This is a genomic window from Paenibacillus sp. FSL L8-0435, from assembly GCF_037965655.1.
Classification (GTDB): domain Bacteria; phylum Bacillota; class Bacilli; order Paenibacillales; family Paenibacillaceae; genus Paenibacillus.
This window is the reverse complement of record NZ_CP150185.1, coordinates 2,454,472-2,480,373: the sequence shown is the minus strand read 5'-3', so window position 1 is coordinate 2,480,373 and position 25,902 is coordinate 2,454,472. Positions and strand designations below refer to the sequence as shown.

General features: G+C 45.9%; 25 protein-coding genes. All 25 read right to left on the bottom strand.

What is annotated here, in order from left to right:
* Positions 1 to 93 precede the first annotated feature (93 nt).
* Entirely contained in the window at positions 94 to 681 is a 588-nt protein-coding gene (pgsA, locus tag NST33_RS11320) for a CDP-diacylglycerol--glycerol-3-phosphate 3-phosphatidyltransferase (RefSeq protein ID WP_221824136.1), read from the bottom strand.
* Positions 682 to 1,001: 320 nt separating this feature from the next.
* Positions 1,002 to 1,493, bottom strand: a complete 492-nt coding sequence (locus NST33_RS11315; protein ID WP_017689115.1) for a YajQ family cyclic di-GMP-binding protein — start codon at positions 1,491 to 1,493, stop codon at positions 1,002 to 1,004.
* 155 nt (positions 1,494 to 1,648) lie between these two features.
* Positions 1,649 to 1,813 carry a hypothetical protein gene (locus NST33_RS11310; RefSeq protein ID WP_167350848.1) on the bottom strand — a complete coding sequence of 55 codons (165 nt, stop codon included), beginning with the start codon at positions 1,811 to 1,813 and terminating at the stop codon, positions 1,649 to 1,651.
* A gap of 73 nt (positions 1,814 to 1,886) precedes the next feature.
* A complete protein-coding gene (locus NST33_RS11305; RefSeq protein ID WP_221824138.1) occupies positions 1,887 to 2,960 on the bottom strand; it encodes a RodZ domain-containing protein in 1,074 nt (357 codons plus the stop codon).
* Between the two features lie 66 nt (positions 2,961 to 3,026).
* Positions 3,027 to 3,794 carry a DUF3388 domain-containing protein gene (locus NST33_RS11300; protein ID WP_047842510.1) on the bottom strand — a complete coding sequence of 256 codons (768 nt, stop codon included), beginning with the start codon at positions 3,792 to 3,794 and terminating at the stop codon, positions 3,027 to 3,029.
* 197 nt (positions 3,795 to 3,991) lie between these two features.
* Positions 3,992 to 4,255: a DUF3243 domain-containing protein gene (locus NST33_RS11295; protein WP_076208865.1), complete on the bottom strand. Its 264-nt coding sequence runs from the start codon at positions 4,253 to 4,255 to the stop codon at positions 3,992 to 3,994.
* A gap of 163 nt (positions 4,256 to 4,418) precedes the next feature.
* Positions 4,419 to 5,189 carry a 3-oxoacyl-ACP reductase FabG gene (gene fabG, locus NST33_RS11290; RefSeq protein WP_076326809.1) on the bottom strand — a complete coding sequence of 257 codons (771 nt, stop codon included), beginning with the start codon at positions 5,187 to 5,189 and terminating at the stop codon, positions 4,419 to 4,421.
* Position 5,190: 1 nt separating this feature from the next.
* Complete coding sequence (locus NST33_RS11285) at positions 5,191 to 6,471, bottom strand: pitrilysin family protein (protein ID WP_221824140.1); 1,281 nt, start codon at positions 6,469 to 6,471, stop codon at positions 5,191 to 5,193.
* A 3-nt stretch (positions 6,472 to 6,474) separates the two neighbouring features.
* On the bottom strand, positions 6,475 to 7,755 hold the full coding sequence (locus NST33_RS11280; protein WP_221824142.1) for a pitrilysin family protein: 1,281 nt from the start codon (positions 7,753 to 7,755) through the stop codon (positions 6,475 to 6,477).
* A 126-nt stretch (positions 7,756 to 7,881) separates the two neighbouring features.
* The gene (gene sleB / locus NST33_RS11275; RefSeq protein ID WP_047842506.1) at positions 7,882 to 8,709 is read right to left on the bottom strand and encodes a spore cortex-lytic enzyme; all 828 of its coding nucleotides are present in this window, start codon (positions 8,707 to 8,709) and stop codon (positions 7,882 to 7,884) included.
* A 198-nt stretch (positions 8,710 to 8,907) separates the two neighbouring features.
* Positions 8,908 to 11,646, bottom strand: a complete 2,739-nt coding sequence (locus tag NST33_RS11270) for a DNA translocase FtsK (protein WP_339307911.1) — start codon at positions 11,644 to 11,646, stop codon at positions 8,908 to 8,910.
* A 90-nt stretch (positions 11,647 to 11,736) separates the two neighbouring features.
* The gene (locus NST33_RS11265; protein WP_221824146.1) at positions 11,737 to 11,967 is read right to left on the bottom strand and encodes a YlzJ-like family protein; all 231 of its coding nucleotides are present in this window, start codon (positions 11,965 to 11,967) and stop codon (positions 11,737 to 11,739) included.
* Positions 11,964 to 12,737 carry an ATP-dependent Clp protease proteolytic subunit gene (locus NST33_RS11260; RefSeq protein WP_223869123.1) on the bottom strand — a complete coding sequence of 258 codons (774 nt, stop codon included), beginning with the start codon at positions 12,735 to 12,737 and terminating at the stop codon, positions 11,964 to 11,966. Before NST33_RS11260 ends, NST33_RS11265 begins: the two co-directional genes overlap by 4 nt.
* 221 nt (positions 12,738 to 12,958) lie before the next feature.
* Positions 12,959 to 14,638: a ribonuclease J gene (locus tag NST33_RS11255; protein WP_076208870.1), complete on the bottom strand. Its 1,680-nt coding sequence runs from the start codon at positions 14,636 to 14,638 to the stop codon at positions 12,959 to 12,961.
* A gap of 476 nt (positions 14,639 to 15,114) precedes the next feature.
* Entirely contained in the window at positions 15,115 to 15,993 is an 879-nt protein-coding gene (gene dapA, locus NST33_RS11250) for a 4-hydroxy-tetrahydrodipicolinate synthase (RefSeq protein WP_221824148.1), read from the bottom strand.
* Positions 15,994 to 16,040: 47 nt separating this feature from the next.
* Positions 16,041 to 17,258 (bottom strand): aspartate kinase, encoded by a 1,218-nt coding sequence (gene dapG / locus NST33_RS11245; protein WP_017689129.1) that lies wholly within the window; start codon positions 17,256 to 17,258, stop codon positions 16,041 to 16,043.
* A 303-nt stretch (positions 17,259 to 17,561) separates the two neighbouring features.
* Positions 17,562 to 18,158, bottom strand: a complete 597-nt coding sequence (locus NST33_RS11240) for a dipicolinate synthase subunit B (protein ID WP_076208872.1) — start codon at positions 18,156 to 18,158, stop codon at positions 17,562 to 17,564.
* Positions 18,155 to 19,054, bottom strand: a complete 900-nt coding sequence (gene dpsA, locus NST33_RS11235; RefSeq protein WP_076208873.1) for a dipicolinate synthase subunit DpsA — start codon at positions 19,052 to 19,054, stop codon at positions 18,155 to 18,157. The genes NST33_RS11240 and dpsA overlap by 4 nt, the downstream gene beginning before the upstream one ends.
* Before the next feature lie 157 nt (positions 19,055 to 19,211).
* Positions 19,212 to 19,658, bottom strand: a complete 447-nt coding sequence (gene dut, locus NST33_RS11230) for a dUTP diphosphatase (protein WP_221824149.1) — start codon at positions 19,656 to 19,658, stop codon at positions 19,212 to 19,214.
* Positions 19,618 to 20,901, bottom strand: coding sequence for a pitrilysin family protein (locus NST33_RS11225; protein ID WP_062833834.1), 1,284 nt, complete (start codon positions 20,899 to 20,901; stop codon positions 19,618 to 19,620). Before NST33_RS11225 ends, dut begins: the two co-directional genes overlap by 41 nt.
* Positions 20,902 to 21,000: 99 nt before the next feature.
* Entirely contained in the window at positions 21,001 to 21,996 is a 996-nt protein-coding gene (locus tag NST33_RS11220) for a polysaccharide deacetylase family protein (protein ID WP_047842504.1), read from the bottom strand.
* A gap of 175 nt (positions 21,997 to 22,171) precedes the next feature.
* A complete protein-coding gene (pnp, locus tag NST33_RS11215; RefSeq protein ID WP_101313440.1) occupies positions 22,172 to 24,274 on the bottom strand; it encodes a polyribonucleotide nucleotidyltransferase in 2,103 nt (700 codons plus the stop codon).
* A 259-nt stretch (positions 24,275 to 24,533) separates the two neighbouring features.
* Entirely contained in the window at positions 24,534 to 24,803 is a 270-nt protein-coding gene (rpsO, locus tag NST33_RS11210) for a 30S ribosomal protein S15 (protein WP_056700672.1), read from the bottom strand.
* Positions 24,781 to 24,915: a hypothetical protein gene (locus NST33_RS11205; RefSeq protein WP_260632958.1), complete on the bottom strand. Its 135-nt coding sequence runs from the start codon at positions 24,913 to 24,915 to the stop codon at positions 24,781 to 24,783. The genes rpsO and NST33_RS11205 overlap by 23 nt, the downstream gene beginning before the upstream one ends.
* A gap of 47 nt (positions 24,916 to 24,962) precedes the next feature.
* Positions 24,963 to 25,889, bottom strand: a complete 927-nt coding sequence (locus NST33_RS11200) for a bifunctional riboflavin kinase/FAD synthetase (RefSeq protein ID WP_221824289.1) — start codon at positions 25,887 to 25,889, stop codon at positions 24,963 to 24,965.
* Positions 25,890 to 25,902 lie beyond the last annotated feature (13 nt).

Genomic DNA, 25,902 nt, shown 5'->3' with positions numbered 1-25,902 from the left:
TACACGTGGTGAGTGATCAAAGGGCAATAGGATAATTTCCTATTGCCCCTGACCCAATGCTTCCTTCATGATTACCCATTTAAGAACAAACCATTATGCTTTTGTAAAATGAAGCAGGTTTTTGTTTTTGATAAAGTAATCGATACCCGACCAGATGGTAATAAGCGCTGCTGCCCATACCGCGATAATATCGACGTGAATACCCGTGTATGAAAACGGGAAATTGTTCAACAGCAACAGCACAATCGCCACAATCTGCACTACAGTCTTCAGCTTGCCCCAAGCACTGGCGGCAACAACCGAACCATCCAGCAATGCAATTTGACGCAAGCCGGTAACTGCAAATTCACGACTAATAATCACAACTGCAATCCAGGAATCCAGCTTGCCCATCTCCACAAGCGAGATCAAAACTGCAGTAACCAGCAGCTTGTCTGCGAGTGGATCGAGCAGTTTCCCCAGATTGGTAACCATGTTATTTTTCCGCGCAAGGTATCCGTCAATTCCATCTGTGCTTGCGGCGATGATAAAAATAACAGCAGCAATCAGTTGATTATACGGAAGCGACAAGCTTCCAAGCTGCAACGGCTCTGGATAAAATGGAAAATCCACGAGCAGGAACACCATCAAAAAAGGGATTAAGCAAATTCGTGCAAGCGTAATCCGGTTGGGTAAATTCACAAGACGCCCTCCCTCATATCCTCCATTACTCCAAACAATCATCATAATCCCGTTATCATCATCCGGAACATGAAATGTACAAGTTTCAATGTCAATCCATATTAACATGATCCCACTATGTAGAAACGCAAAAAATAAAGTCAACCGCTCAAAAGCAAAACGCTTTAAACGTTCCGGTGACTTCCAGAAGATGTACTGCTTTTCACAAAGTCAGCAAACGATGAGGACTGGACTTGATGCTTGACTGCCAGCAATGCACACTTAGTATAATATACGCCCAATACCGTGTCAAAAAACACGTTGGCTACAGAAAGGCCATATTATTTGAAATTTGTATATTGCAAATCCAGAGGCAGGTTAGCACCATTTAACAGCTGCATGACAGCTTGCAAATCATTTTTACTCTTACCAGTTACCCGGAGTTGGTCTCCCTGAATCTGACTCTTCACCTTCATCTTGGAATCCCGAATCAGGATATTGATTTTCTTGGCGATGTCCTGATCAATCCCCTGTTTAAAATTCAGACGCTGGCGGACTGTACCAGAAGACGCTGGCTCTACCTTTGCGTAATCGATGTTTTTCAATGGTAGACCACGCTTCGCCATTTTGGATTGCAGCACGTCAATGACAGCCTTGAGTTTGGTCTCATCATCAGATACGATCGTTAACGCATCCTTATCCAGTTTCAGGCTGCTCTTGCTGCCCTTGAAGTCATAACGAGTGCCAATTTCCTTCTCGGTTTGTGTAACGGCATTTGTCAGTTCTTGCAAGTCCATTTTGGACACGATATCAAATGAATTTTCTGAGCTCAAACCAGTCACCCTTTCAGTTAATCGTATGTTCTGTAACATTATAGAGGATACCTTAAGCAAAAGTCTAATTTCAAGCTGTTTACACAAAGAAAAAAAGCATTTTTGGCTTCCACTTGAAGTGGCTGCCAAAAATGCTTTGCTGGTCCAGCTTCCAACTAATAGCGGCTGCGGTTGGGCTGTCTGAACATATCGAGCACACCCAAAAGTACATGTGCAAGTCCAAAACCCAATATTCCGTAACCCCAAGCACTTGGAGTCAGGTAATAACCCAGGAGGCTGACAATGATCCCTAAACCTGTTACGATCCAGCTGACTGTCACAGCCATCCACCTCACTTCACCAAAAGTTAACTGCAAGTTAAGACACGATTATTGTCTCCTGCAGTTGACCGGGTTATTCGCTACCCGTGGTACCCCCTGTAGCATCCGTTGATCCATTTTCAACACCTGTGGAAGAAGTAGTGCTACTACTGTCTTCACCAAGCTTCAAACGGATCCGATTGGTCGCCTTGCCATCCGTAACAACTTGCCCGCCAACTTCAATCGTGGTCGCTGCAGCGTAACCAGACTTAATATACATGCCTACACTATCCAACTCAAAGGTATAGCTGTCACCTTCGGCTGTGTTACCATACTCCAACTTCTCTCCACTGGAGTTTTCGCCTTTATACACTTCCAGCCAGCTATTACCTGTTGCTTTGATCGTAACCGTTACAGGTTGCCCTGCACTACCGTTAACTTTAAAGTTCGTAATATTCCCTGATTTCCCATCTTCTGCAACAGTCACATTAGACGGTGAATTGTCAGTTGGTTTTTCCTCAGTTTCATCCGTCTGTCCGTCCGTTTGACCATCAGTTTGACCATCAGTTTGGCCATCAGTTTGACCGTCCGTCTGTCCTTCTGTGTCAGTACCGCCACCGTTACCGCCAGCGTCGCCTTCACCAGTACCGTCAGTACCTGAATCTGTCGCAGGCGGATTAGATGCCTGTCCGTTGTCGGCAGGTTGATCCGGTTTATCTTCAGGCTGTTGTTGACTGTCTGTAATTTTGACTGAATCAAGCCCCTGATTATCTGATTCATCACCATTGTTATACACCACGTATACATACAACAGCACTACGATCAAAACAGGGAATGTCCACATCAGCGCAACAGACATCCACCGATTACTTCGCTCAACCGGACGGCTGGAACGCTTCTGAATAACCGGTTCCATCGTTGCTTCCGTCTCTTCTGCGGGTACGTCTTTTTTGTGTCCCTCCAGCAGCTCATCAGGGTTCAGTCCCACAGTCTCCGCATAGGTTTTGATGAAAGCACGCACATAGAAGCTGCCCGGCAGCACTTTATAGTCTCCTGCTTCTATGGCCTCCAGATACCTCTTGCGAATTTTTGTCATTTCCTGTACATCGTCAAGACTCATCCCTTTTTGCAGCCGGGCCTCCCTTAACTGCTGACCCAGTTCAGACATGCCATCTCCTCCTTATGTTTATCTCTTGAGTTGTTGCTAATCTATTCCATGATTCCGTACGGTTCCTTACAATTCATCGGTGTAGCTAGCCGTAAACGTATCATAAATAATTTCTTCATTCGGATTGTTGCGAAGTTCAATTATAATATCAAAATCATTAAAATCATATTCGGATTCCTGAACAAAAATATCCGGATGTTCAATAACTTTGGTGCTAGGCATGGACATAATATCCTGCAACAAATTGTAATGCCGCTCACTTGAACGAATCGTACTTACAATTCCGTCGATAATGAACACATTGTTCGGGTTCAATTCGTCTTCGGACATTTGACTCCTTATCGTCTGACGAAGAAGTGTGGAGGAAACAAACGTCCATCGCTTCATTGCACATACGCTGCCCGCAATAATAGACTCCGTTTTGCCAACACGAGGCATTCCGCGCAAACCGATGACCTGATTGCCTTCCCTCTTAAATACTTCACCCAAAAAGTCCACAAGTAACCCAAGTTCATCTCGTGTGAAACGAAATGTCTTGCGATCATCCGAGTCACGGTCAATGTATCTGCCATGACGCACGGCCAGAATATCCACCAATTTAGGTTGACGCAAAGCCGAGACGGTGATGCTGTTTACTTTGCCAAGCATTTCACCAAGCAAACGGATCTTTTCATCATCATCCGATTCAAGCAGCATGCCTCGAGTTTTGCCTTCAACACCGTTAATGGTCAATATATTCACTTCAAGCATCCCCAGCATAGAGGCAATATCGCCTAACAAACCAGGTCTGTTCTTATGTATTTTATATTCCATGTACCATTGTTTAGATTCCATTTCAACACCCCGTAATGCATTATTCCACATTATTCGACAGCAACAGAACGTGTCCACTGGACAACAATCTGAGACATCTTCTAAAAATGGGTCACGTTAATGATATATAAAATGAAAATGAATTACAAGAACAGCTCTGTAATCCGTTTGTAATCATTAGAGAAAAGCCCCCTTGCGGGAGCTCTTCATCTGTAATCTTATGCGTTTTGTTTGGCCAATTTGACCATCAGGGTCGCAATCGTACGACGCTCATCTGCATCGCCGACATCCCATAACTCTTTCAATGCCCGGTTGGAATGGTTCGCCGGATCGACTTTCTCATCAAGGAAGTCGCCGATTTCATACGCAAGTTTGTTGATGGTTTCTTCACTCATCCCCATCTTCTCTGCTTGCAGTACGCGGTCACCCAGGAACTTCTTCCATGTGTCAAAACTGGAGAGCACTGTTTTTTCTGTTGACATGATAAATCCTCCTTAGATGACGCATGAGATTTAAAATCAACAGTTGTAATATGTGCTTTCGAGACATTTTATATACGAGCAATTTGAAAATAATCCGGAAGACGGCCGCTTCTCGGCAACCTTCACCTGTTTCGTTCATAGCCAGTCAAGTTTTCTTGCTTTTTTACGTTAACCAACCGCCATTTGGACTGATGATCTGCCCATTGATATAACCCGATTCAGGGAGGGCCAGAAAATAAACCAGTGATGAGATTTCATCAGGTTGAGCAAGCCTTCCTGCCGGAATTTCCTCTTCCAGCATCTTCAGTTCACTCTGATCCAGATGGTTCAGCATGGATGTCTGAACGGCTCCAGGAGCAACGGCATTTACGGTTACTCCGGAAGGTGCGAGTTCTTTCGCAAGCGCTTTGGTGAATGCATTCACCCCACCCTTGGTTGTGGAATACAGCACCTCACAAGAAGCACCAGACAGTCCCCAGATTGACGATACATTAATGATTCGGCCATACCTTTGGGAGATCATGTGAGGCATCATTTCCTGTGTACACATAAACGTGCCTTTGAGGTTAATCGCCATCACTTCATCCCAGATCTCCTCTGTAACATCAGCCAACATTCCGTAGTGTGAGATTCCTGCATTGTTCACAAGAATATCAGGCATAAGATTATGCGACTCGAGCTTCTCACGCATGCGCTCAATCTGTTCACGGCTGCGAAGATCCGCAGACACGGTCATGATTTTTCCACTGCCCTGTTCCATGCACCGTCTAGCGGCTTCATTCGCTGCTTCATGCGATTTCATATAGTGTATAACAACATTCATTCCCACTCTGGCGAAGCGTTCTGCGATCGCCGCTCCAATACCACCGCTTGCGCCAGTTACCAGTACAGTCATTTCCCCGATTGCCTTCAATTGTCCTGTTCCCCTCTCCATATCAAGGACTCACGACTAGCGATACAGCCAGTTGATCCCAGCGAATATGCTCTCTCAGTCTGAGATTTACATCTTCCAGTGTAATCGATTCATAGAGCGGGAGCATATTGAAAAACTCACCGCCACGGAATTGCTGACGTGTAAATTCATGCGCAATGTTCTCCGGAGAATTGAGCATACGCAAATATCCGCCTATTTTCTTTTTGCGTGCACGTTCAAAATCTGTGGATTCGAACCCTTTTTCTACAATGGCATCCACTTCTTCACGTATACGCGCAAGCAGTTGATCCGGGTCTTTTGTATCACCACCAATGGCTGAAAACGCATATTGCGGCGAACTGTTATACTCATGTCCAAAGCTGTCCGAGATCAGATCTTCATCGTAGAGCTTCTGGAATAATCGTGTGCTTGAGCCAAACAAAAGATCCATCATCAGCTGCGTGGTCATATCTCGCCGTAACAATTGTTCCCCGGTAAGTCCAACGTCCGTCTCCTTGAATCCAAACAGACATTTGGGCAGTGAAACAGCCAGTTTTGCTTCCCGTCTGGCTTCTCCTACCTGCTCAGGCTCCGGTTCGAAGAAACGTTGAATACTCCCCTGTGGCTTATAATCCTTCTGCTCCTGGTTCGATCGAACCATATCAATAACTTCTTGTGGATCTACACCACCCACCACAAACAAGAGCATGTTACTCGGGTGATAGAAGGTGTTATAACACTCATATAACATCTCTTTGGTGATTGTACGGATGGACTCCACCGTTCCTGCAATATCGATATGCACTGGATGTTTCTGATACATGGCCTCAATCAATCCAAAATAAACACGCCAATCCGGATTGTCAGCATACATATCAATTTCCTGTCCGATAATGCCTTTTTCCTTTTCAACATTTTGATCCGTGAAGTAAGGATTTTGCACAAAGTCGACTAATGTTTGTATATTTTCATTCACATATTCAGTCGCTGAAAACAAATAAACCGTCTGATCAAAGCTCGTAAATGCGTTAGCTGAAGCACCATGAGACGCAAACGTGGCAAAAATATCTCCTGTTGGTTCTTCGAACATTTTATGCTCGAGGAAATGAGCAATCCCATCCGGAACCTTCACTTCTTCCTTTCCTTCAACCTGAAAATGATTATCCACCGATCCATACTTGGTTGCAAACGTAGCATACGTTTTCTGGAATCCCGGTTTAGGCAAAATATAGACATGCAGTCCGTTATCCATTACTTCGTAATATAGTGTCTCCTGCAAATGCTCATACCGAATGCTCTCCACCGATTATTCCTCCTTCTCATCCCGCAAGAAATAAATCGTATCCAGGCGGAATTGTTCTGCCGCCTCACGCACATCTTCCTTGCTAATATGTTCTACCTGAGCCAACAATTCTTCAGCCGTTCTCTCTTTGCCGGACAACTGTCGATTGAAGTCATAAGCGATCATCTCAAAAGCAGAATCCTGCATTTCCTTAAGCAGGTTACGGATCATTGCTTTGGTCTGGGACATTTCCAGATCACTGATTGTACCACTTTTCATTTCTTCCAGCTGCTGCTTGATGATAGTGACAGCCTTCTCATAATTAGGGATTTCAATCCCGGATTGAATCGTTGCAATACCCTTATGTCCGTCATAACGCGAAGACGCGTAATACGCCAGACTTTCTTTTTCACGAACATTGACAAACAGTTTGGAATGAGGATAACCACCGAGAATCCCGTTGTACATTAGTGCTGCGGCATACTGAGGATCTCCATAAGTGATAGATGTACGGAGTCCCATATTGAGTTTTCCCTGACTCACATTCAGTCGCTCCACAACGGTCTCCACTTCCTTATCTCCTCGAACCGCTGCCTGTGTCTGATAATCAGAGGAGGACGTTCGATCTACATTGAAATGACGCTGAACAAGGTTCTCGACCTCCTCCAGTGTCGTATCCCCTACCACGTATAGATCCATACTCGCCTTTTGCAGCCACTCCTGATAAGACGCAGTCAGTGTGTCAGGCTCGATTCCGGGCAGAGCCTTTCGCTCACCCAGTGGGTGAAGACGGTACGGCTCGTTCTTGCACATTTCCTCAATACTGCGTTCAGCGGCATAGCGCATTTTATCATTCACGATGGACTCCAGCTTTTTACGAACAGTCTCTCGCTCTGCTTGTACATAAGACGTCCTGAAATGTCCATTCTCCTGTGCAGGTCGTGTAAGAACCTCTCCAAGGAAGGCAAATGAACGATCCAGTAGCTGCTCATCCCCTCCAACAAAGGAATCATTAATGGTATCCATTCGGAACTGTACAATCTGATAATCCCCGCGTTTATAGACATCAAAACCAAAACCTGCTCCATACAGATGCTCCAGTTGCTCACGAAATTGCGTTGTTTCCGGATAGGACTCCGTGCCGCGTCGCAGAACAAAAGGTGTCAGCGCTACTTTGGTTACTGTATCTTCCCGTAAGGGAACTCCTGCATATAGCGATATAGCAAACGTTTTGAAACGTTTAGTCGGAAGCACATGTATACGAAACTCTCTCTTGTTACCTCGTTCGAATCCTGATGTATTCAAATGTCAAAACCCCTTTACGGCGTCATTTATCATGCAATCGTATTATGCTAAACGTAACAACCATTTTAACCCATTCAAAAGGCAAGAAGCAACCGAAGTCACGCCTTCTGGTTGCTTCCAACATCATCACATACAAAAGATATGCTGTCCGATTGTTTTCACTTGCGGGCGGGTCCAGATCCATTTGGATGTTGCTGTCTTCGGGTTAAAATAATAGAGACATCCACCGGACGGATCCCATCCATTCAGGGCTTGCTCAACTGCCTTTTTGGCTTGTGCGTTCGGTTCCAGATAGATCTGTCCGTCCGCTACAGCCGTAAATGCGCCTGGTTGAAAAATTACACCAGAAGGTGTACTTGGAAAACTTGGTGAATTTACGCGATTCAAAATTACTGCTGCTACTGCGACTTGACCTTCAAACGGTTCACCCCGGGCTTCACCATATACAGCGTTAGCCATAATCTTGAGTTCATTCTCTGAGAGACCAAGGGCATTGGCAGATCCCATATTATCTTGCTCTTTATCTGCCGTATTGTTGCTGCCTCCACCCCCACCTGAGGACTCCTTGTGTAGCGGCGGCTCTGTTGGCGACCATTTAGTTGACGCATTGTACAGCTTGAGCTTGGTCTCAGCTCCAACCACACCATCTGCCTTCATGCCAAACTCGGATTGAAACCATTTAACGGATTTCAGTGTGCTGCTGCCAAAATTACTGTCGATTTTACCATTGTAAAATCCCAGGTACTTCAGACGCCCCTGAAGCTCATATACATCCTGACCATAACTTCCATATTTCACTGTATTGCTGCTAAACGTAGGCAAGGCCTTTTCTTCTACCTGCGGTGTACGCTCGGCTGAACTTTCAGTTGCTGTATTCCCAGGAAGCAAATAACGAATTCCCAATGCGGATATCAGCAAAATAGCAGTGAAAAGCCATAGGTTCATTTTTCGCATCGACTGTGCTCTACCTTTCTCTTGTGGGATTAACAGAATCGCTAAGGTTATTATGACAAGCCTGCTTGTTTCCTATGCACCAAATCATCCGATCTTTGGAGTAGATGGCAAAACTTCAGTCTACTGAGCAAGCAAAAAGCCCTCAACCAATACGGTTGAGGGCTTAAACGATTCGTTGTAACCATGTTACATGTTACACTACGAGCTTATTTTATTCTGCTGATACTGTTCAAGTGAAATCAGTACTTCCCTTGGTTTGCTACCCTCGTAAGGACCAATAACGCCCCGGGTTTCCATGGAGTCAATCAAACGTGCGGCACGGGTGTATCCTACTCGCATTCGACGTTGTAGCAGAGAAACAGACGCTTGCTTGGCCTCCAGAATAATCTGTACTGCCTTTTCGTATAACTCGTCCTGTACTTCATCTTCAGCCTGGATAGAGTCATCCACCTCAGGTACAAGGGACTCATCATACTGTGCTTCACCTTGACCACGTACGTAGTTTACAATATTCTCGACTTCTTCATCGCTCATAAATGCACCTTGTACACGAACCGGTTTTGATGCGCCCATTGGCATGAACAACATGTCTCCACGGCCCAACAGTTTCTCAGCCCCACCCATATCCAGAATCGTTCGGGAATCGACTTGGGAGGATACGCCGAAGGCAATCCGCGATGGAATGTTAGCCTTGATTACCCCGGTAATAACGTCAACAGAAGGACGTTGTGTGGCAATAATTAGATGGATTCCGGCTGCACGAGCCATCTGAGCAAGTCGTGCAATGGCATCCTCTACATCTCCGGCTGCAACCATCATCAGATCTGCCAGCTCATCCACAATGACAACGATATAAGGCAGAACAGCCGCAGGATTATCTTTCATCAGATTATTGTAACCCTCGACGTTACGTGTGCCTGATTTGGAGAACAGTTCATATCGTTTCTCCATCTCAACCACAATCTTTTTAAGAGCAAGTGACGCTCGTTTAGGATCAGTTACTACTGGTGCCATCAGATGTGGAATTCCGTTATATACGTTCAACTCAACCATCTTGGGATCGACCATCAGAAACTTCACTTCATCCGGCTTGGCTTTGTACAATATGCTGGTAATAATTCCGTTAATACACACCGACTTACCGGAACCTGTAGCACCCGCGACCAGCAAATGGGGCATACGAGCCAAGTTACCAATAATCGTCTGTCCCGAGATATCTCGGCCAAAGGCAATGGTCACTTTGGATTCTGCATCCTGGAACGTTGCTGTCTCCATTACTTCACGCATCGTTACAACCGATACTTCACCATTAGGTACTTCGATACCAATCGCAGACTTTCCGGGAATCGGTGCTTCCATCCGAATATCTTTTGCCGCCAGAGCCAACGCGATATCATCAGTTAGGCTGACAATTCTGCTGACTTTAACACCAATATCAGGTTGAATTTCATACCTTGTAACAGCAGGGCCCCGTACCACTTCAAGCACTTTGGCACGAACACCAAAACTCTCCAGTGTAGCTTCCAGCTTGCGTGCTGTCTGCATATAATCCTTCTGGTCACCCGCCTTGCCCCCATTGTTTGGCTTGGCAAGGAGACGGAATGATGGCAGCTTGTACGGCTTAGGAGGTGGCGGTGGTGGTTTCACCGGTTGTGTGTCCTGCCCTTCAGGAGTTGGAGTATCTGTTCCCTGCATTGCATCATTAGGTACTTCTTCTCCACTCTGAATCTCATCCACAGCATTCATCCCGTTTGTACCCGCATCGGATGCAGACCACTCCGTCTCTACCAGTTCATCCGTTATTTTAATGGCATGCTCGTCCTGTTGTACTACGTTTGGATCGGCCAGATTATCCGGGAAAGGATAAGCATCGTCCAGATCATCTTCAATGCTTGCCTCTTCTGTTCTGACGTGCTCGAAAAAGTCTCGAATGATCGGCGCTGAGTTAGGTTTAGCCTGAACAGGAACACGTGATGAAGCTGATTTGTTCACTACGTCTTCGGTCGCATCCTGCCACGCCTCTACATTGTGATCTTGTTCGGCGCGGTACACAATCTGTTCTGTTTCTGCCGAATCGACCTCATCCATTTCACGTCCTGATGTCGCCTGTTCCCGTTTAGCTCCCCATTTTCCGAAAAGTTGGAAGAATATGGGCGCTTTTCGTTTTGGCAGATGCTGTTCCTCTAATTCATCCTCATACTCGTCTTCGTCATCTTCAACAGGAACAGGCACCACTTTACGAGCGTTACCTTTCTTCCTTCCATCAGATGCTGAAGCAGAACGTGCAGAGGGCCTCGACTCCAGCTTCTTGTACATCGAACTCCCGGCATCCCAAATCTTGGTTCGGAATATTCGAATCAGATCCACATAAGATAGACTTGTAATCAGCATAAAACTGATGATAAACATGACAATCATGATGAGTCTCGCCCCAAGACTGCCGAACAGCCACAGGAAAAGAGCAAATTGCCCAGCTCCAAGATAACCACCGCTGATGTCCTTGTTCAGCATGGAGTCCCTCTCACCTGGCGCAGCAGGGGTTAGCAACTCGGTTTGCATATCATTATGTACCTGCGTAATCACAGCACCAGGCTCAAGCGCACCAACCGGAATGAGCTTCTGGTGCATTGCAGAAACAGTACTCATGAGAGTTAAAGCAAAGACCAGCAAAACAAGTCCTGTCTTGCGTGTGGTCCAGCCACTCGGCCATTTCCGGTGAATCATCACCATGAGACCATAATAAATACCAACAAGTGGAATCGCAAAATAAAACTTACCAAGCATCAGTCCGAACATCTTGGAAAGCGAACGTCCAACGGTGGCTTCACCCGATAATGCTATGACAGCAAGGGTAATAAGCACAATCCCGTAAATTTCATATTTTAAAACGCCACTAAAACCAGCGCCCTTTTTTTTCCTCTTTTTTCTTCTGGCCAAAATCAGGTCACCCCCAGAAGAATATTATACCATACAAATATAATCCGTACATATGTTCTTTTTCTGCTCAATTTGTCTGAATTCGTCGCGTTATGCTGGTCCCAAGTTACCCGAAAGCGGAATGGTCGAACCGGGCATATTAGCAGGATTCAGATAGGCTTCAAGTGGACAATCCAGCAAACGTACAATAACGGCTTCATTGTCATTAACAGGTCTCACCTGCATTAATAATCCATTCATCTTGATCTCTCTCGTATCTTCACTCTCTTTCCACATGCCTGACCATAATTGTTCAGGGGGCATCACGGTATATAATGTCATTGGGTGTAACCTCCCGCTTGCAGAGTCTGTCTCTTGTCTCCTATGAGCTGATTTAACTGAGCAATGGCTTGTCCAATTCCGCCTACCGCATCCATCAATCCATATTTCACTGCATCTGCGCTTCCTACAGCTGTACCAATATCCCGATTTAACTCACCGGTCTTAAACATTAGTTCTTTGAACATCTCTTCAGAGATATTCGAATGCGAAGTCACGAACCGAACAACCCGCTCCTGCATTTTCTCCATATACTCAAACGTTTGAGGTACACCAATGACAAGGCCGTTCATCCGAATCGGATGGATCGTCATCGTTGCACTTCCCGCAATCAGGGAATATGTTGAAGCAACAGCAATCGGTACTCCAATGCTATGCCCACCTCCAATGACCACAGTAACCGTAGGTTTGCTTAGAGAAGCAATCATCTCTGCAATGGCCAGACCCGCCTCTACATCCCCACCTACCGTGTTCAAAATGATCAGTATACCTTCAATGCGCTGATTCTGTTCCGCAGCCACCAGCTGTGGAATGATATGCTCATACTTTGTTGTTTTATTTTGTGGCGGCAAAATCAAATGCCCTTCGACCTGTCCAATAATGGTCATACAGAAAATATTCGACTCACCTGCAGGCGACTGTGTCTGCCCAAATTGCTGAATAGTCTCTGTCACGGGAGAGATGGCCTTGTCCTCCTGAATCGGAATCTCCGGCGCTTCAACTTCCGGTTGATTGGATCTTGACGCCTGTTTGCCATTCATACGTTCATTCATTTCAATAATCCCCTTCTCCAGAAACATTTAATGTATTTCCTTAGTATGGGGATTTTTCCAACCGCCTTATACCCGCTACATCAAATTGCTTCACATATTGACCCTATTGCAGATCTTCCTGAAAACGCAAAAAAAGCCCCTTCTCTACGAGGAACCGTCCAATATTACTCGTAGAGAAGGGGCGACTGTGTGCCTGAATATATGTTTTTGTTTAGCTTATTTTAAACTTCCATAATGATTGGCAAAATCATCGGTCTACGACGAGTTTGCTCATACAGGAAGCGTCCCAATGCATCTTTAACATTCGTTTTGAGTGAAGCCCACTCGTTAACGTTCTCACTCATCAACTTCTGCAATGTGCTGCTAACGATCCGGTTGGCCTCATCCAGTAGTCCTTCCGATTCACGTACATACACAAATCCGCGAGAGATGATGTCAGGACCGGAAACAATTTTTCCATCCTGTTTGCTCAGGGTTACCACAACAACAAGGATACCATCTTGTGACAACAATTTGCGGTCACGAAGTACAATGTTACCCACATCGCCTACACCCAAGCCATCGATCAACACATTACCTGCAGTAACTTTACCCGCTCTACGTGCTGCTCCACCTTGAATTTCAATCACTTCACCGATATCCGTGATGAAAATGTTCTCAGGTTCTACCCCTACAGATTCAGCAAGAACCGCGTGGCGACGCTGCATACGGAATTCACCGTGAATTGGCAAGAAGAATTTCGGTTTCATCAGGTTGAGCATCAGTTTCAGCTCTTCCTGGCTACCATGACCAGATACGTGGACGCCACTGTTAGCACCGCTGTAATGCACGTTAGCACCCAGACGGAACAGTTCATCAATCGTACGGCCTACATATTTTTCATTACCTGGAACTGGTGTTGCTGCGATAATAACGGTATCACCTGGCAGGATGTCCACTTTACGGTGTGTGGAACGAGCCATACGTGTCAGTGCTGACATTGGCTCTCCTTGACTTCCTGTACAGAGAATTACGACACGATCAGCTGCCATCTTACCTACTTCTTCAGGTTCAATGATCATGCCATCCGGAATCTCAAGATAACCCAGTTCTGAAGCAATACCAACCACATTCACCATGCTGCGTCCGATAACTGCAACTTTACGTCCAGTCACTTCTGCTGCATTGATCACTTGTTGGATACGGTGTACGTTGGAAGCAAATGTCGCTACAACAACACGTTGACTAGCTTTACGGAAGATATCTTCCAGAACGATACCCACATTTTTCTCCGATGGTGTGAATCCAGGTTTCTCAGCGTTTGTACTGTCGGACAACAGCGCTAACACGCCATTTGTTCCGATCTGTGCCATACGCTGAAGATCTGCATATTGACCATTGACTGGAGTATGGTCGAATTTGAAGTCACCTGTGTGAACAACTGCACCTTCCGGTGTTTCGACACATACACCAACAGAATCCGGAATACTATGGTTAGTAGCGAAGAACGATGCTTTCAGAACAGATCCAAGTTGGATCTCGGAATCAGCATCAATCAGAATACGTTTTGTTTCACCCAGCAGATTCGCTTCTTTCAACTTGTTTTCTACAAGTCCAAGCGTAAGTCTTGTTCCGTATACAGGAACATTCAGATGTTTGAGAACATATGGCAGACCACCAATGTGATCCTCATGTCCGTGAGTAAGGATAATTCCTCTTACTTTGTCACGGTTCTCAGTCAGGTAAGAAATGTCAGGGATGACAATATCAATACCAAGCATATCTTCTTCCGGGAATTTAAGACCAGCATCTACGACTACAATGTCGTTGGCGTATTGGATGACGTACATATTTTTACCAATCTCGCCTACGCCGCCCAAAGCAAAAATCATCAGTTTATCGTTATTATTTTTCTTAGACAAATGAATCTAAACCTCCTATGGTAGTTGGACGTCGTACCTTATTATTTATTGTAAGTTAAGAAAAGTAGTCCATACATCACATACCCACCTATCGGGATGAATGCAAAAGAACACCTTTATTCACGATATTTGGAAGAAGTTCTTCGAAGTTATTCCCTTTGACCAACAAGTTGGATTTGAAATTCCCTCTTAGCCGTTCCTTCCTTTTTCACCGCAAAGCTACACCACGAAACGATGTCGCTTTCAATTTCAAAAAAATACCGCACCCAGTCACTTGACATCATTATACATGATTAAAAACAAAAAAAACAAGTCACTCTCTCGTTAACCTGTAGGTTTCCCCTTAGCATTCGAAAAGAAACCTCACAATACTCGTAAAAAAAAGAACCGCAGCCTCGACGAAGAGGAGCGGTTCTTTTGCTGATCTGAAGAATATTCCCATGATTAATAAAATAGTCCTTATGCAGCCAAAATGATTACAAATTAAGCAAACCTTTGATATAAACCTGCTCCTCTTCCGTTGGTGGAATAAGGGGCAATCGTACAGAACCAACGTCTAGACCACGCAATGTCAGCGCATATTTCACCGCTACCGGGTTTGGTAGAGGCTGTGGACACTCAAACAGGCCTTTGAACACTGGGAACAACTGCTGATGAATCTGAGCAGCCTCAAGAGGTGCTCCGCCATAGAAGGCGTCAATCATTTTCTTCATTTCTGCCCCTACGACATGACTGGCCACACTGACAATTCCATGTGCTCCAACCGCAATCGCTGGTAAGCCTGAAGCATCATCACCGGAATAGACTCTGAAATTCTCTGGAGCACTTGCTGCAATCAGCGTAACCTGCTCCATAGACGCACATTCCTTCGTAGCGACGATATTAGGTATCTGCGCAAGACGAAGTGTTGTCGCTGCTGACAGGCTGGTTACAGTACGCCCAGGCACGTTGTAGAGCATAATTGGCAGCTTGGTGGAGCCTGCAATCGCTTCAAAATGTTTGAACAAACCTTCTTGGCTAGGTTTGTTGTAATACGGAACAACCAACAATATGCCATCCACTCCGGCACGTTCAGCTTCCTGTGTCAAATGGATGGAATGTGCCGTGTTATTGCTTCCCGTTCCGGCTATAATTTTGCACCGACCGGCCGCATGTTTCACTGCAAATTCGAATAATTGAACTTTCTCAGTATCACTAAGTGTTGGAGACTCCCCTGTTGTTCCAGAAACCACAAGCGTCTCCGACTTTTGATCTGCAATCAGATAGTCGATTAGACGTGCCGTTTCCTCCCAATGAATCTCTCCTTGTTCATTGAACGGAGTGACCATTGCTGTAATCAATCTTCCAAAGTCCAATTCGATTCCTCCTTCAAAACAGGTTTGGCTCCTCTAACTTCAGTTATTTACAAATGAAGTTCGAATGAGGCGTGAAGTGCCCTCAGGGCCTGAACCATATCTTCTTTTTTTACGAGTACCCAGATCGTTGTATTCGAATCTGCCGATTGCAGGATCTGAATGTCTGCCAGTGTCAAGGACTCCACGATTCGAGCCATAATTCCAGGTACACCATTAATGCCTCCGCCAATGACGGACACTTTGGCACAACCGGACAAGCTTTGTGGCTTGAGACCTATCTCCTGCAATACCTGTATGGCTTTCTCGGAATCACTGTCAAAAACCGTATAGACAACTCCCGAGGGGGTAACATTAATAAAATCAACACTGATTGAATTCTCTGCCATGGTTTTGAACACTTTAAGTTGCAATCGATCTGCACCACCAGGCACATCCACCGTAATTTGCGTTACATTGCTCACGTAGGCGATGCCTGTTACATAACGGTCAACAATGCCTGTCTGCACATCCTGAAATCCTTCCGGATGCGTAACCAGCGTTCCTTCCGTGTCTGCAAAAGTAGATCTTACCCGCACTGGAATTTGGGATTGCATCGCAATCTCAACCGCACGTGGATGGATTACCTTGGCCCCGTGGTGGGCCATGTTACAGATCTCTGCATAACTCACAACAGTCAGTGGACGTGCATCCTCAACAATTCGCGGATCAGCGGTAAGTATCCCGTTCACATCTGTGTAGATATCCACCATTTCAGCACGTAATGCTGCACCGAGAGCTGTAGCAGACGTATCACTTCCCCCACGACCCAGTGTCGTGAAGTCTCCGTTCTCTGTCTGCCCCTGGAATCCGGTTACAACAACGACACGGCCGAGCTGAAGCTGCTCCAACACACGAACAGGACGGACATCCAATATCCGGGCATTCCCGAAATTGTCGTCCGTCACAAAACCTGCTTGTGCGCCGGTCAGCACTGTAGTTGGAATGCCTTCATGTTCGAGTAAACTGCTCAACGTTGTCGCAGATATGATTTCACCACAGCACAGCAGTAAATCCTTTTCGCGTGCGGATAGTGCGTTTCCGTTCTGTGCAGCCCAGTCCAGCAATGTATCAGTCGCATATGGCTCGCCGCGGCGGCCCATCGCAGACACAACGATGACCAGACTCAATCCTGCTTCAAGTTCACGTTTAACGTGACGGAGCACATGCTCTCTCGCCTGAACAGTGGAGAGAGACGTGCCTCCGAATTTCTGTACCATGATACGCATCTTTATTCCTCCATTTGTGTACGCAAGAAGACTGGACACGGGTCAAATCAACAAATGGATCACTCTAGGGAGCGTTCTGATGCGATAATTTCAGCATTTTATACGAGGTCATGACGCATACATTCACAATAGACCTCTCCCGCTTGCTTAACCTGTACTGCCCGCAAGCAGGAATGCCTTATATACAGGAACGTGGACATAGTAGCTGTTCAATCCAGCATATCGTCCCCCATGATTTTCTTTGTCTCTCGAACCCCTTCATTTCTCCAAGCGCATAAACGTTGTCACCGAATCATTGTTCCATCAAGCCTGTGAAGAACGCTCCACAATCATCGGCTGCAACTGTTTGCCCTCAAGAGCACTCCAGCAAGCCTCTGGAATCAATTCCATTTTGGCGACTAACGAGTTTGGTTTTTTCATTGGATCGTCCTGCCCAAATGGCACAAAATACAAATATTTGGCCACGAGCAATTTGGCGATATTCGCAGCATTCAAGCCCAGACCGTCATTCGTGGAAATCGCGAGCACAAGCGGACGCTGATTGCGCATCTGCGCTTTGGCGGCCATTAGCACTGGACTGTCGGTCATCGCATTAGCCAGCTTGCTTGTTGTATTCCCTGTGCATGGAGCAATCACCAGCACATCAAGCAACTTGGAAGGCCCTAATGGCTCCGCTTCAACAATTGTAGAAATGATATCATTACCTGTTATATCTTTCAACTGTTTTTGCCAATTTTGCGCCGTACCAAAGCGTGTATCCGTCGTCAGAACCGAATTCGAAATAATCGGAATGACGTTGGCACCTTCAGCTACGAAGCGGCTAATTACCGGCATAACCTCTTCAAACGTACAATGAGAACCCGTAATTGCATAACCTACCGTTTTTCCCTGCCAGTTCATGATTTAACCTCCCGTGCGTTCTGTTCTTCCAAAAGCAAACGGATCAACGCGTCGGCAATAATGCCGCCAGCCGTTTTGGGAGCAACAATGCCGGGGAGGCCAGGCGCAAGTAGCGCTTTGATACCGCGTTTGTCAGCATACCTGAAATCACAGCCGCCAGGAGCGGATGCGAGGTCGATAATGACAGCCTTTTGCGGCATTCTGGACAGGATTTGTGCTGTGATTATCATAGTCGGTATCGTATTAAAAAGCAAGTCAACTTCCCCGGTTTGAGCGGCCAAATCCGTTGTCATGAAAGGCTTCCAGCCCATTATTGTAGCGCGGGCAGCATCCTCTTCCCGCCTGATTCCCACCCGTACATTTGCTCCAAGTCCCTGCAATGTTTTGGCCATTGTGAATCCTGTTCGACCAATGCCAAGCACAATGCATTCCGAACCATGGATTGTGAAGTCCGTCTCCCGAATAGCTATGGCGATGGCTCCCTCAGCTGTTGGAATAGAGTTGTAAAGTGCAATATCATCACGATCAAGTACTTCAACAAGTCGCAGCCCATTTTCAAGACAAAGTTCGCGCAGGAACGGCTTTGCCATACCTGTGAACACAATACAATGCTCTGGTAATGCTGCAATATGTTCCTTTTTCAAATAGATCGGTGTGTCACTGAATGAAGTACTTACTTTCCCCTGATCATCGCAACCGACGACAGGCAGTACCAGTACATCTGCGGAAGCAAACACTTCGTCCTCCAGTTCCTGGTGCTCAATCCCTGGAATGGAACGCTCTATTTTATCGAAACCCACCACACTTACCGTTGCATCCAGCTCAGCGCACTTTTGAATGACTTCAAGCTGCCGCGCATCTCCGCCCAGGACTACAATCCGGACTCCGGTCAGCATCGGGACGTCACTCCTTTCACCACATGTATGCCTTATCGTATGCAAGGGCCCACAGGGGGGTGAAAACAATAATTGCATTCCACCGTCCGTTTCTCGAATGTAAAAAAGAGCCGCCCCTGTCAGGGACGACTCTAAAGAATGGGTATATTTACGCTGCTTATTTCCCGGTATGACCAAATCCGCCTTCGCCACGTACCGTTTCCGAAAGTTCATTCACTTCCGTCAATTCAACCGCAGGCACGGTCTGGAAGACAATCTGTGCGATGCGCTCTCCCCGTACAATCGTGAACGGTTCCTGACCCAGATTAATCAACAGCACTTTAACTTCTCCGCGATAATCCGCATCAATGGTCCCCGGTGTGTTAAGGCAGGTAATGCCATGTTTGAATGCCAGTCCGCTCCGAGGACGGATCTGTGCTTCCAATCCAGCTGGCATTGCCATCGCAAGTCCGGTAGGAATCAGCGTACGCTGACCCGGGTGCAATACAACATCTTCCTGAAGTGCAGCTACTACATCAAAGCCGGATGCCAGCTCCGACATTTTTTGAGGCAGTTTAATATCTTCATTGCCCGGCAGTTTCTGTATTTGAACGTAATGCAACAAAATCATCCCTTCTCAATCCAGCGATCGTCTTATCTGAAGCGCCAACCATAGCAAGTGCAAAAGGCTCAGCAAACATCAGATCAAGTACCGCGTTAATATCGTCCATGGTAACTTGTTCAATTTTGGTGATCATCTCATCCAGCGTATGGTGTCTGCCCAGCATGAGTTCGTTTTTACCCAAACGATTCATGCGACTGCCTGTGCTTTCCAAGCTCAGAATCAAGCTGCCTTTCAGCTGTTCTTTTCCTTTACGAAGTTCATCTTCGGACAAGCCGTTTACAGCCAGGTCGCGCAGAACCTCTTTGGTCAGGTCAAGCACTTCTTTGGTCTGTTTCGGTGCTGTACCCGCGTATATCGTGAAAAGTCCACTGTCCGCATGAGAGCTATGATAGGAATACACGGAGTACGCAAGACCCCGTTTCTCACGAATTTCCTGGAACAGTCTGGAGCTCATGCCTCCACCAATGGCGTTATTCAGAACAACCATAGCGAATTGCAGCGGATCTCCGATTTTACAGCCCGGGAACGAAATACAGATATGATTCTGTTCCGTTTTCTTTTTGTGAAAGAGCTGTCCACTTTGGAAGGCTGGCATCGTGACTGCTTCCGTTACCCCATTTACATCAAAAGCACCAAAATGCTTCTCCATCAGATCGATTACACTGTCATCAATATTACCCGCGATACTAATGACCGTGTTCTCAATCGTGTAGTGCTCCTTCATATATGCACGCAGATGACTGGAATCCATCGCTTTGAGACGTTCTTCCGTACCCAGGATTGGGTATGCGAGTGGATGCTCACCATAGGCGGCCAAGGCCATCAGATCATGAACCATATCATCCGGCGTATCTTCATACATTGAGATTTCTTCCAGAATGACGTTTTTCTCCTTGATCAATTCACCATCATCCATTTTGGAGCGGAAAAACATATCAGACAATACATCAACCGCAATCGGCAAATGTTCATCCAACACTTTAGCATAATAACACGTGTATTCTTTGGAAGTGAACGCATTCACATTACCGCCAATCGCATCGAACTGCTCTGCAATCGCCTTGGCATCATAACGATCTGTTCCTTTGAACAACATGTGTTCAATAAAATGTGATACTCCGTTACTTGCAGGTTGCTCATTGCGCGAACCTGTCTTGACCCATATTCCGAAAGACACAGAACGGCAGGTCGGTATCTGTTCCATGACAACTCTGAGGCCATTGCCCAGCTGAATTTTTTTCATGGTTGGCCCTCCTACATCTCTATAATTGCCTTGATCTCAACCTTGAAATTGAAATCGACATTTGGTTCCAACTGTTTGATATTAACAAAAAAACAACGTTCACTCAACCGCAGACGTATTTACACGTTCCGAAGACAACGTCTCACTTACTGTTCCGAGCACCAGACCTTTGGCCCGTATGGATTGAATCATGCCCTTTAAAGCTCCCGAAGAAGCAGCTGTAGGGTGCATTAGAATTAACGTGCCTGCCTCGGTATTTTTTGCAATTTTAGCAACAACGGCATCCGGGCTTGGCTTACGCCAATCCACAGTATCTACTGTCCATAACACGGTTTGCAGCCCCATGGATGAAGCAATGTCAACGGTCTTCTGATTAAAGTCACCGGAAGGCGGAGCAAACCAACGATTCTCTACACCCAGTGTTTTATGGAGCAGATCCTGGGTTTTGCTAATTTCCAGCTTGGCCCGTTCTGCGCTCAATCGACTCATATTCGGGTGAGAATACGCATGATTGGACATCTCATGCCCACGCTTCTGAATTTCTTTGGCCAGTTCAACGTTTTTGCTTAACCAACTTCCATCCAGAAAAAAAGTAGCCTTCACTTTCTCGGCATCGAGCGTATCCAGCATCGGTTTAATGTATTCGTTCCCCCAGGCCACATTAATCATAAAAGAAACCATCGGTTTGTTTGCATTTCCCCGATAGATCGGATGTGCACCCAAATCTTTAAGCTGAATCTCCGGCTCAATCTGACGGTAGACATACGCTATTTTGGTATTCAACGTTCCACTCAGCGCCTTACGGTATGTCGCTTCCACATCAATCTCCATGCCATTATAACCAGGAATTGCTTTCCATACCCGATCCACTCTGGCATTCACCGGAGCAATTTTCGTTTCAGCCGCTTTATCCCGAATCGCAGACAACAGCGCATCTTCTCCAGTTGCTTCCTTAAACATGTCAAAAGCATTTTGCGTACCTGGCCCATCACGGATCTCCGTAATGTATGTACGTACACTGCCAACTTGTCCGATCAATATGACCGCAGTCACACCCGCCAGAACAGCCGCCAGCTTTTTGGATTGGTTTCCCACAGCTCCATCCTCCCGCCGTCTTTGTCCCCATCATATGAGGACAAGGGCAAGAATATGAATGCTAAGCCATGTTTTCATCCTTGCTTTACGTATTTAAACGTTAAAAAAAGAGCCAGAAATTCACATTCTGTCTCTTCATTCAATCTATCCATTTATAACCTGTCGCTTCGGTATCCTAGGATTGAGCCGGAGCTTCAGCAGTCAAAACTGCTTTACGGGACAAGTTGATTCGACCTTGTGGGTCAATTTCCGTTACTTTTACCGTAATGGAATCACCGATAGCTACAACATCTTCCACTTTGGCAACACGTTCAGTTGACAGTTGCGAGATGTGTACCAGACCTTCTTTGTTCGGAAGTACTTCAACAAATGCACCGAATTTTTCTACGCGTTTTACTTTGCCGACATAAATCTCGCCGACCAATACTTCGCGCACAATACCTTCGATGATCGCTTTGGCTTTATCATTCATCTCCTGGTTGGAAGAAGCGATAAAGACACGTCCATCCTGTTCAATATCAATTTTAACACCGGTTTCTTCGATGATTTTATTGATAATTTTACCACCTGCACCGATAACATCACGGATTTTGTCCGGGTTGATATGCATCGTTGTAATTTTAGGTGCATATTGTGATAACTGCTCACGTGGAGTTTTCAAAATTTCGTTCATTTTGCCCAAAATGTGCATACGACCTTCTTTGGCTTGCGCCAATGCATCAGACAAAATTTGACGATTAATACCAGCAATTTTGATGTCCATTTGGATTGCAGTTACACCTTCAGGTGTTCCAGCTACTTTAAAGTCCATGTCACCGAGGTGATCTTCCATACCTTGAATATCACTCAGAATGGATACATGATCTCCATCTTTGATCAGACCCATAGCTACACCCGCAACTGGAGCTTTGATTGGTACACCTGCATCCATCATAGCTAAAGTGCTGGCACAGATACTTGCCTGAGATGATGAACCGTTGGATTCCAGAACTTCAGATACCAAACGAATCGTGTATGGGAAATCCGTTTCGGAAGGAATCACTTTGGAAAGCGCGCGCTCACCCAGAGCACCATGTCCGATTTCGCGACGGCCTGGAGCACGTAATGGACGAGCTTCACCTACGCTGAATGGTGGGAAGTTATAGTGATGCATGAATCGTTTCGTTTCTTCAAGACTGATTCCGTCCAAAATCTGAACATCACCCAGTGCACCCAGTGTACAAACGCTAAGTGCTTGCGTTTGACCGCGCGTAAACAGTCCTGTACCATGTGCACGTGGCAACAGAGATGTATCACATTCAATTGGGCGAATTTCAGCAAGTCCACGTCCATCCGGACGAACTTTATCATGCGTAATCAGACGACGCACTTCTTCTTTGACGATATCGTGCAGAACTTCCTTCACGTCTTTGAACAATTCCGGACTTTCAATATATTTCTCTTCAAAGTGAGCAACGGTTTCGTCATTCACTACATCGATTGCATCTTGACGAGCATGTTTCTCGGCGATTTTAACCGCTTCGACCAGACGAGCGCTGGCGAATTCACGCACGCTGCTGTTAACTTCAGTATTAACGGTACGCAACTTAACAGCCATTTTTTCTTTTCCAGCAACTTGCACAAGTTGTTCGATTACAGCAATAATATTTTGGATCTCATCATGTCCAAACATGATTGCTTCGAGCATCACTTCTTCCGGCACTTCGTTTGCTTCCGCCTCAACCATCATGATGGCATCTTTGGTTCCTGCAACGACCAGTTCAATATCACTGACTTCAAGCTGTGCAATCGTTGGGTTAATGATGAACTCGCCATCAATACGTCCAACTTTCACGCCACCAATCGGTCCGCTGAATGGAACATCCGAAATACTCAATGCTGCCGATGTACCAATCATTGCAGCAATTTGCGGTTCGCAATCCTGATCCACACTCATAACGATATTCAGAACTTGTACATCATTCCGGAAGCCTTCCGGGAACAAAGGACGAATTGGACGGTCTGTCAGACGGCTTGAAAGAATGGCTTTCTCACTCGGTCTGCCTTCACGTTTAATAAATCCTCCCGGGATTTTACCTACGGCGTACAATCTTTCTTCATAGTTCACCGTTAATGGGAAAAAGTCCAGATCTTTCGGCTCACTTGATGCTGTCACGGTACACAATACCACGGTATCCCCGTATGTTACCTTAACGGCAGCATTAGCCTGCTTGGCCAAACGCCCGGTCTCAAGCGTAAGCTTTCTTCCACCAAGCTGCATTTCAACACGCTGTTCCATGAAACCCCTCCTTATATTCGTTCCTAATTCAATGGATTCTGCATATTTACAGTATTTCCTGCTTGTCCTGCATTCATTAGCTATGTATGGAACTTTCAACATGCTAACCTGCACAACAAAAGCTCCTCACGGAGCCCCATCTACAAATATATGGCAACATGTTCATCTACAAAACAACCCGGCTGTAGGTTCCGCTTGTCCTTTTAGACAAAAGAATGACGGATAACAGCCAGGTTGGTTTTGAAAACATGTACGATAATTAACGACGCAATCCGAGTTTTTCGATCAGTGCGCTGTAACGTTTAACATCTTTGTTTTTCACGTAAGCCAAAAGCTTACGACGTTGACCTACCATTTTCAAAAGTCCACGACGTGAGTGGTGGTCTTTCTTATGCGTACGCAAGTGGTCTGTCAAACTTCTGATGTTTTCCGTAAGGATAGCAACTTGCACCTCTGGAGATCCTGTATCGGACTCGTGAGTTTTGTGCTCGTCGATCAGTTGTTGTTTACGTTCTTGAGTCAATGCCATCCTGTTCACCTCCTTCAATATAATCGCCATTAGCCTCGTCACCGCCGGTGAGAGCAAGCAACCAAGCCAAGGTTAATGTTGTCTTAATCGACAACGTAGTATAGTATATCATAATTGCCTAGTTAAAGTAAATGTAAACATGCATTTAATCCTGAACCTTTAAGATAACAGGCGGCCGGCAGTTAATGCATCTTCACGAATTTGGCTAATCAATGCATCAATGGAGTCAAACTTTCGTTCTGCACGAATATAGTGAACGAGCTCAACCTTTAGTTCCTGGTCATACAAGTGTCCATCAAAATCAAGCAGGTGCACTTCAAACGTAGGTTTCATCCCGCTTTCGTGAAACGTAGGTTTCACACCAAGATTCATTACGCCATGCAGTTCCTGTTTGCCATACTGCACACGAACAGCGTAAACACCCTTCGACGGGGTAACGTAATGATCCGTGAGTTCAAGGTTGGCTGTAGGAAATCCAATCGTTCGTCCACGCTTCTCCCCATGAATGACGGTTCCTCTGATGCTGTAAGGTCGACCAAGCCACTGACTGGCCTCATCCATCTCCCCACGCTTCAACAGGCCACGAATGAGAGAACTGCTCACTTTTTCACCATTTAACAAGAACGGAGGAACGGTTTCCACCGTCATCTCTCCTTCTCCCAAAGTACGAAGAAGTTGTTCATCCCCTGCACCCTTGTGACCAAAACGGAAGTCAAAACCCACCACCGCTGTTCGTGTCTGAAGAGGAATCAACAGGTCGTGTACGAATTGTTGCGGCGTCAACCGTGAGAAATCTTCATTGAACTCCACCACATAGAGTACATCAACGCCCATTCCTGCCAAGATATCTTCTTTATCTCTCAAGGGAGTTAAATAACCCTCGTAATCCCCTTTGCGCATAACTTCCTTCGGATGTGGATGAAAGGTCATGACCGCTGCCTGCATGCCCGTTTCCCGCGCAATGCGGACAGCTGATAAAATGACACTTGCATGTCCGAGATGCAGTCCGTCGAATTGACCAATCGCAAGCACTTGGGGCAGTGTGCTCAGCTCAGTCGAATGTAACGTCTGCGGATAGGTTAGCATTACGGTTTTCACA

Coding starts and splice junctions, on each gene's coding strand:
- dapG (WP_017689129.1), bottom strand. CDS start 17,258: ATGCGTATCATGGTACAGAAATTCGGAGGCACGTCTCTCTCCACTGTT.
- pnp (WP_101313440.1), bottom strand. CDS start 24,274: ATGGAACAGCGTGTTGAAATGCAGCTTGGTGGAAGAAAGCTTACGCTT.
- NST33_RS11240 (WP_076208872.1), bottom strand. CDS start 18,158: ATGAACTGGCAGGGAAAAACGGTAGGTTATGCAATTACGGGTTCTCAT.
- NST33_RS11265 (WP_221824146.1), bottom strand. CDS start 11,967: ATGACATTATATACCGTGATGCCCCCTGAACAATTATGGTCAGGCATG.
- dpsA (WP_076208873.1), bottom strand. CDS start 19,054: ATGCTGACCGGAGTCCGGATTGTAGTCCTGGGCGGAGATGCGCGGCAG.
- NST33_RS11260 (WP_223869123.1), bottom strand. CDS start 12,737: ATGAATGAACGTATGAATGGCAAACAGGCGTCAAGATCCAATCAACCG.
- fabG (WP_076326809.1), bottom strand. CDS start 5,189: ATGGAGAGGGGAACAGGACAATTGAAGGCAATCGGGGAAATGACTGTA.
- NST33_RS11225 (WP_062833834.1), bottom strand. CDS start 20,901: ATGAAAAAAATTCAGCTGGGCAATGGCCTCAGAGTTGTCATGGAACAG.
- NST33_RS11200 (WP_221824289.1), bottom strand. CDS start 25,889: ATGCTAACCTATCCGCAGACGTTACATTCGACTGAGCTGAGCACACTG.
- NST33_RS11305 (WP_221824138.1), bottom strand. CDS start 2,960: ATGTCTGAACTGGGTCAGCAGTTAAGGGAGGCCCGGCTGCAAAAAGGG.
- sleB (WP_047842506.1), bottom strand. CDS start 8,709: ATGCGAAAAATGAACCTATGGCTTTTCACTGCTATTTTGCTGATATCC.
- NST33_RS11300 (WP_047842510.1), bottom strand. CDS start 3,794: ATGGAATCTAAACAATGGTACATGGAATATAAAATACATAAGAACAGA.
- NST33_RS11295 (WP_076208865.1), bottom strand. CDS start 4,255: ATGTCAACAGAAAAAACAGTGCTCTCCAGTTTTGACACATGGAAGAAG.
- rpsO (WP_056700672.1), bottom strand. CDS start 24,803: ATGGCATTGACTCAAGAACGTAAACAACAACTGATCGACGAGCACAAA.
- NST33_RS11205 (WP_260632958.1), bottom strand. CDS start 24,915: ATGATATACTATACTACGTTGTCGATTAAGACAACATTAACCTTGGCT.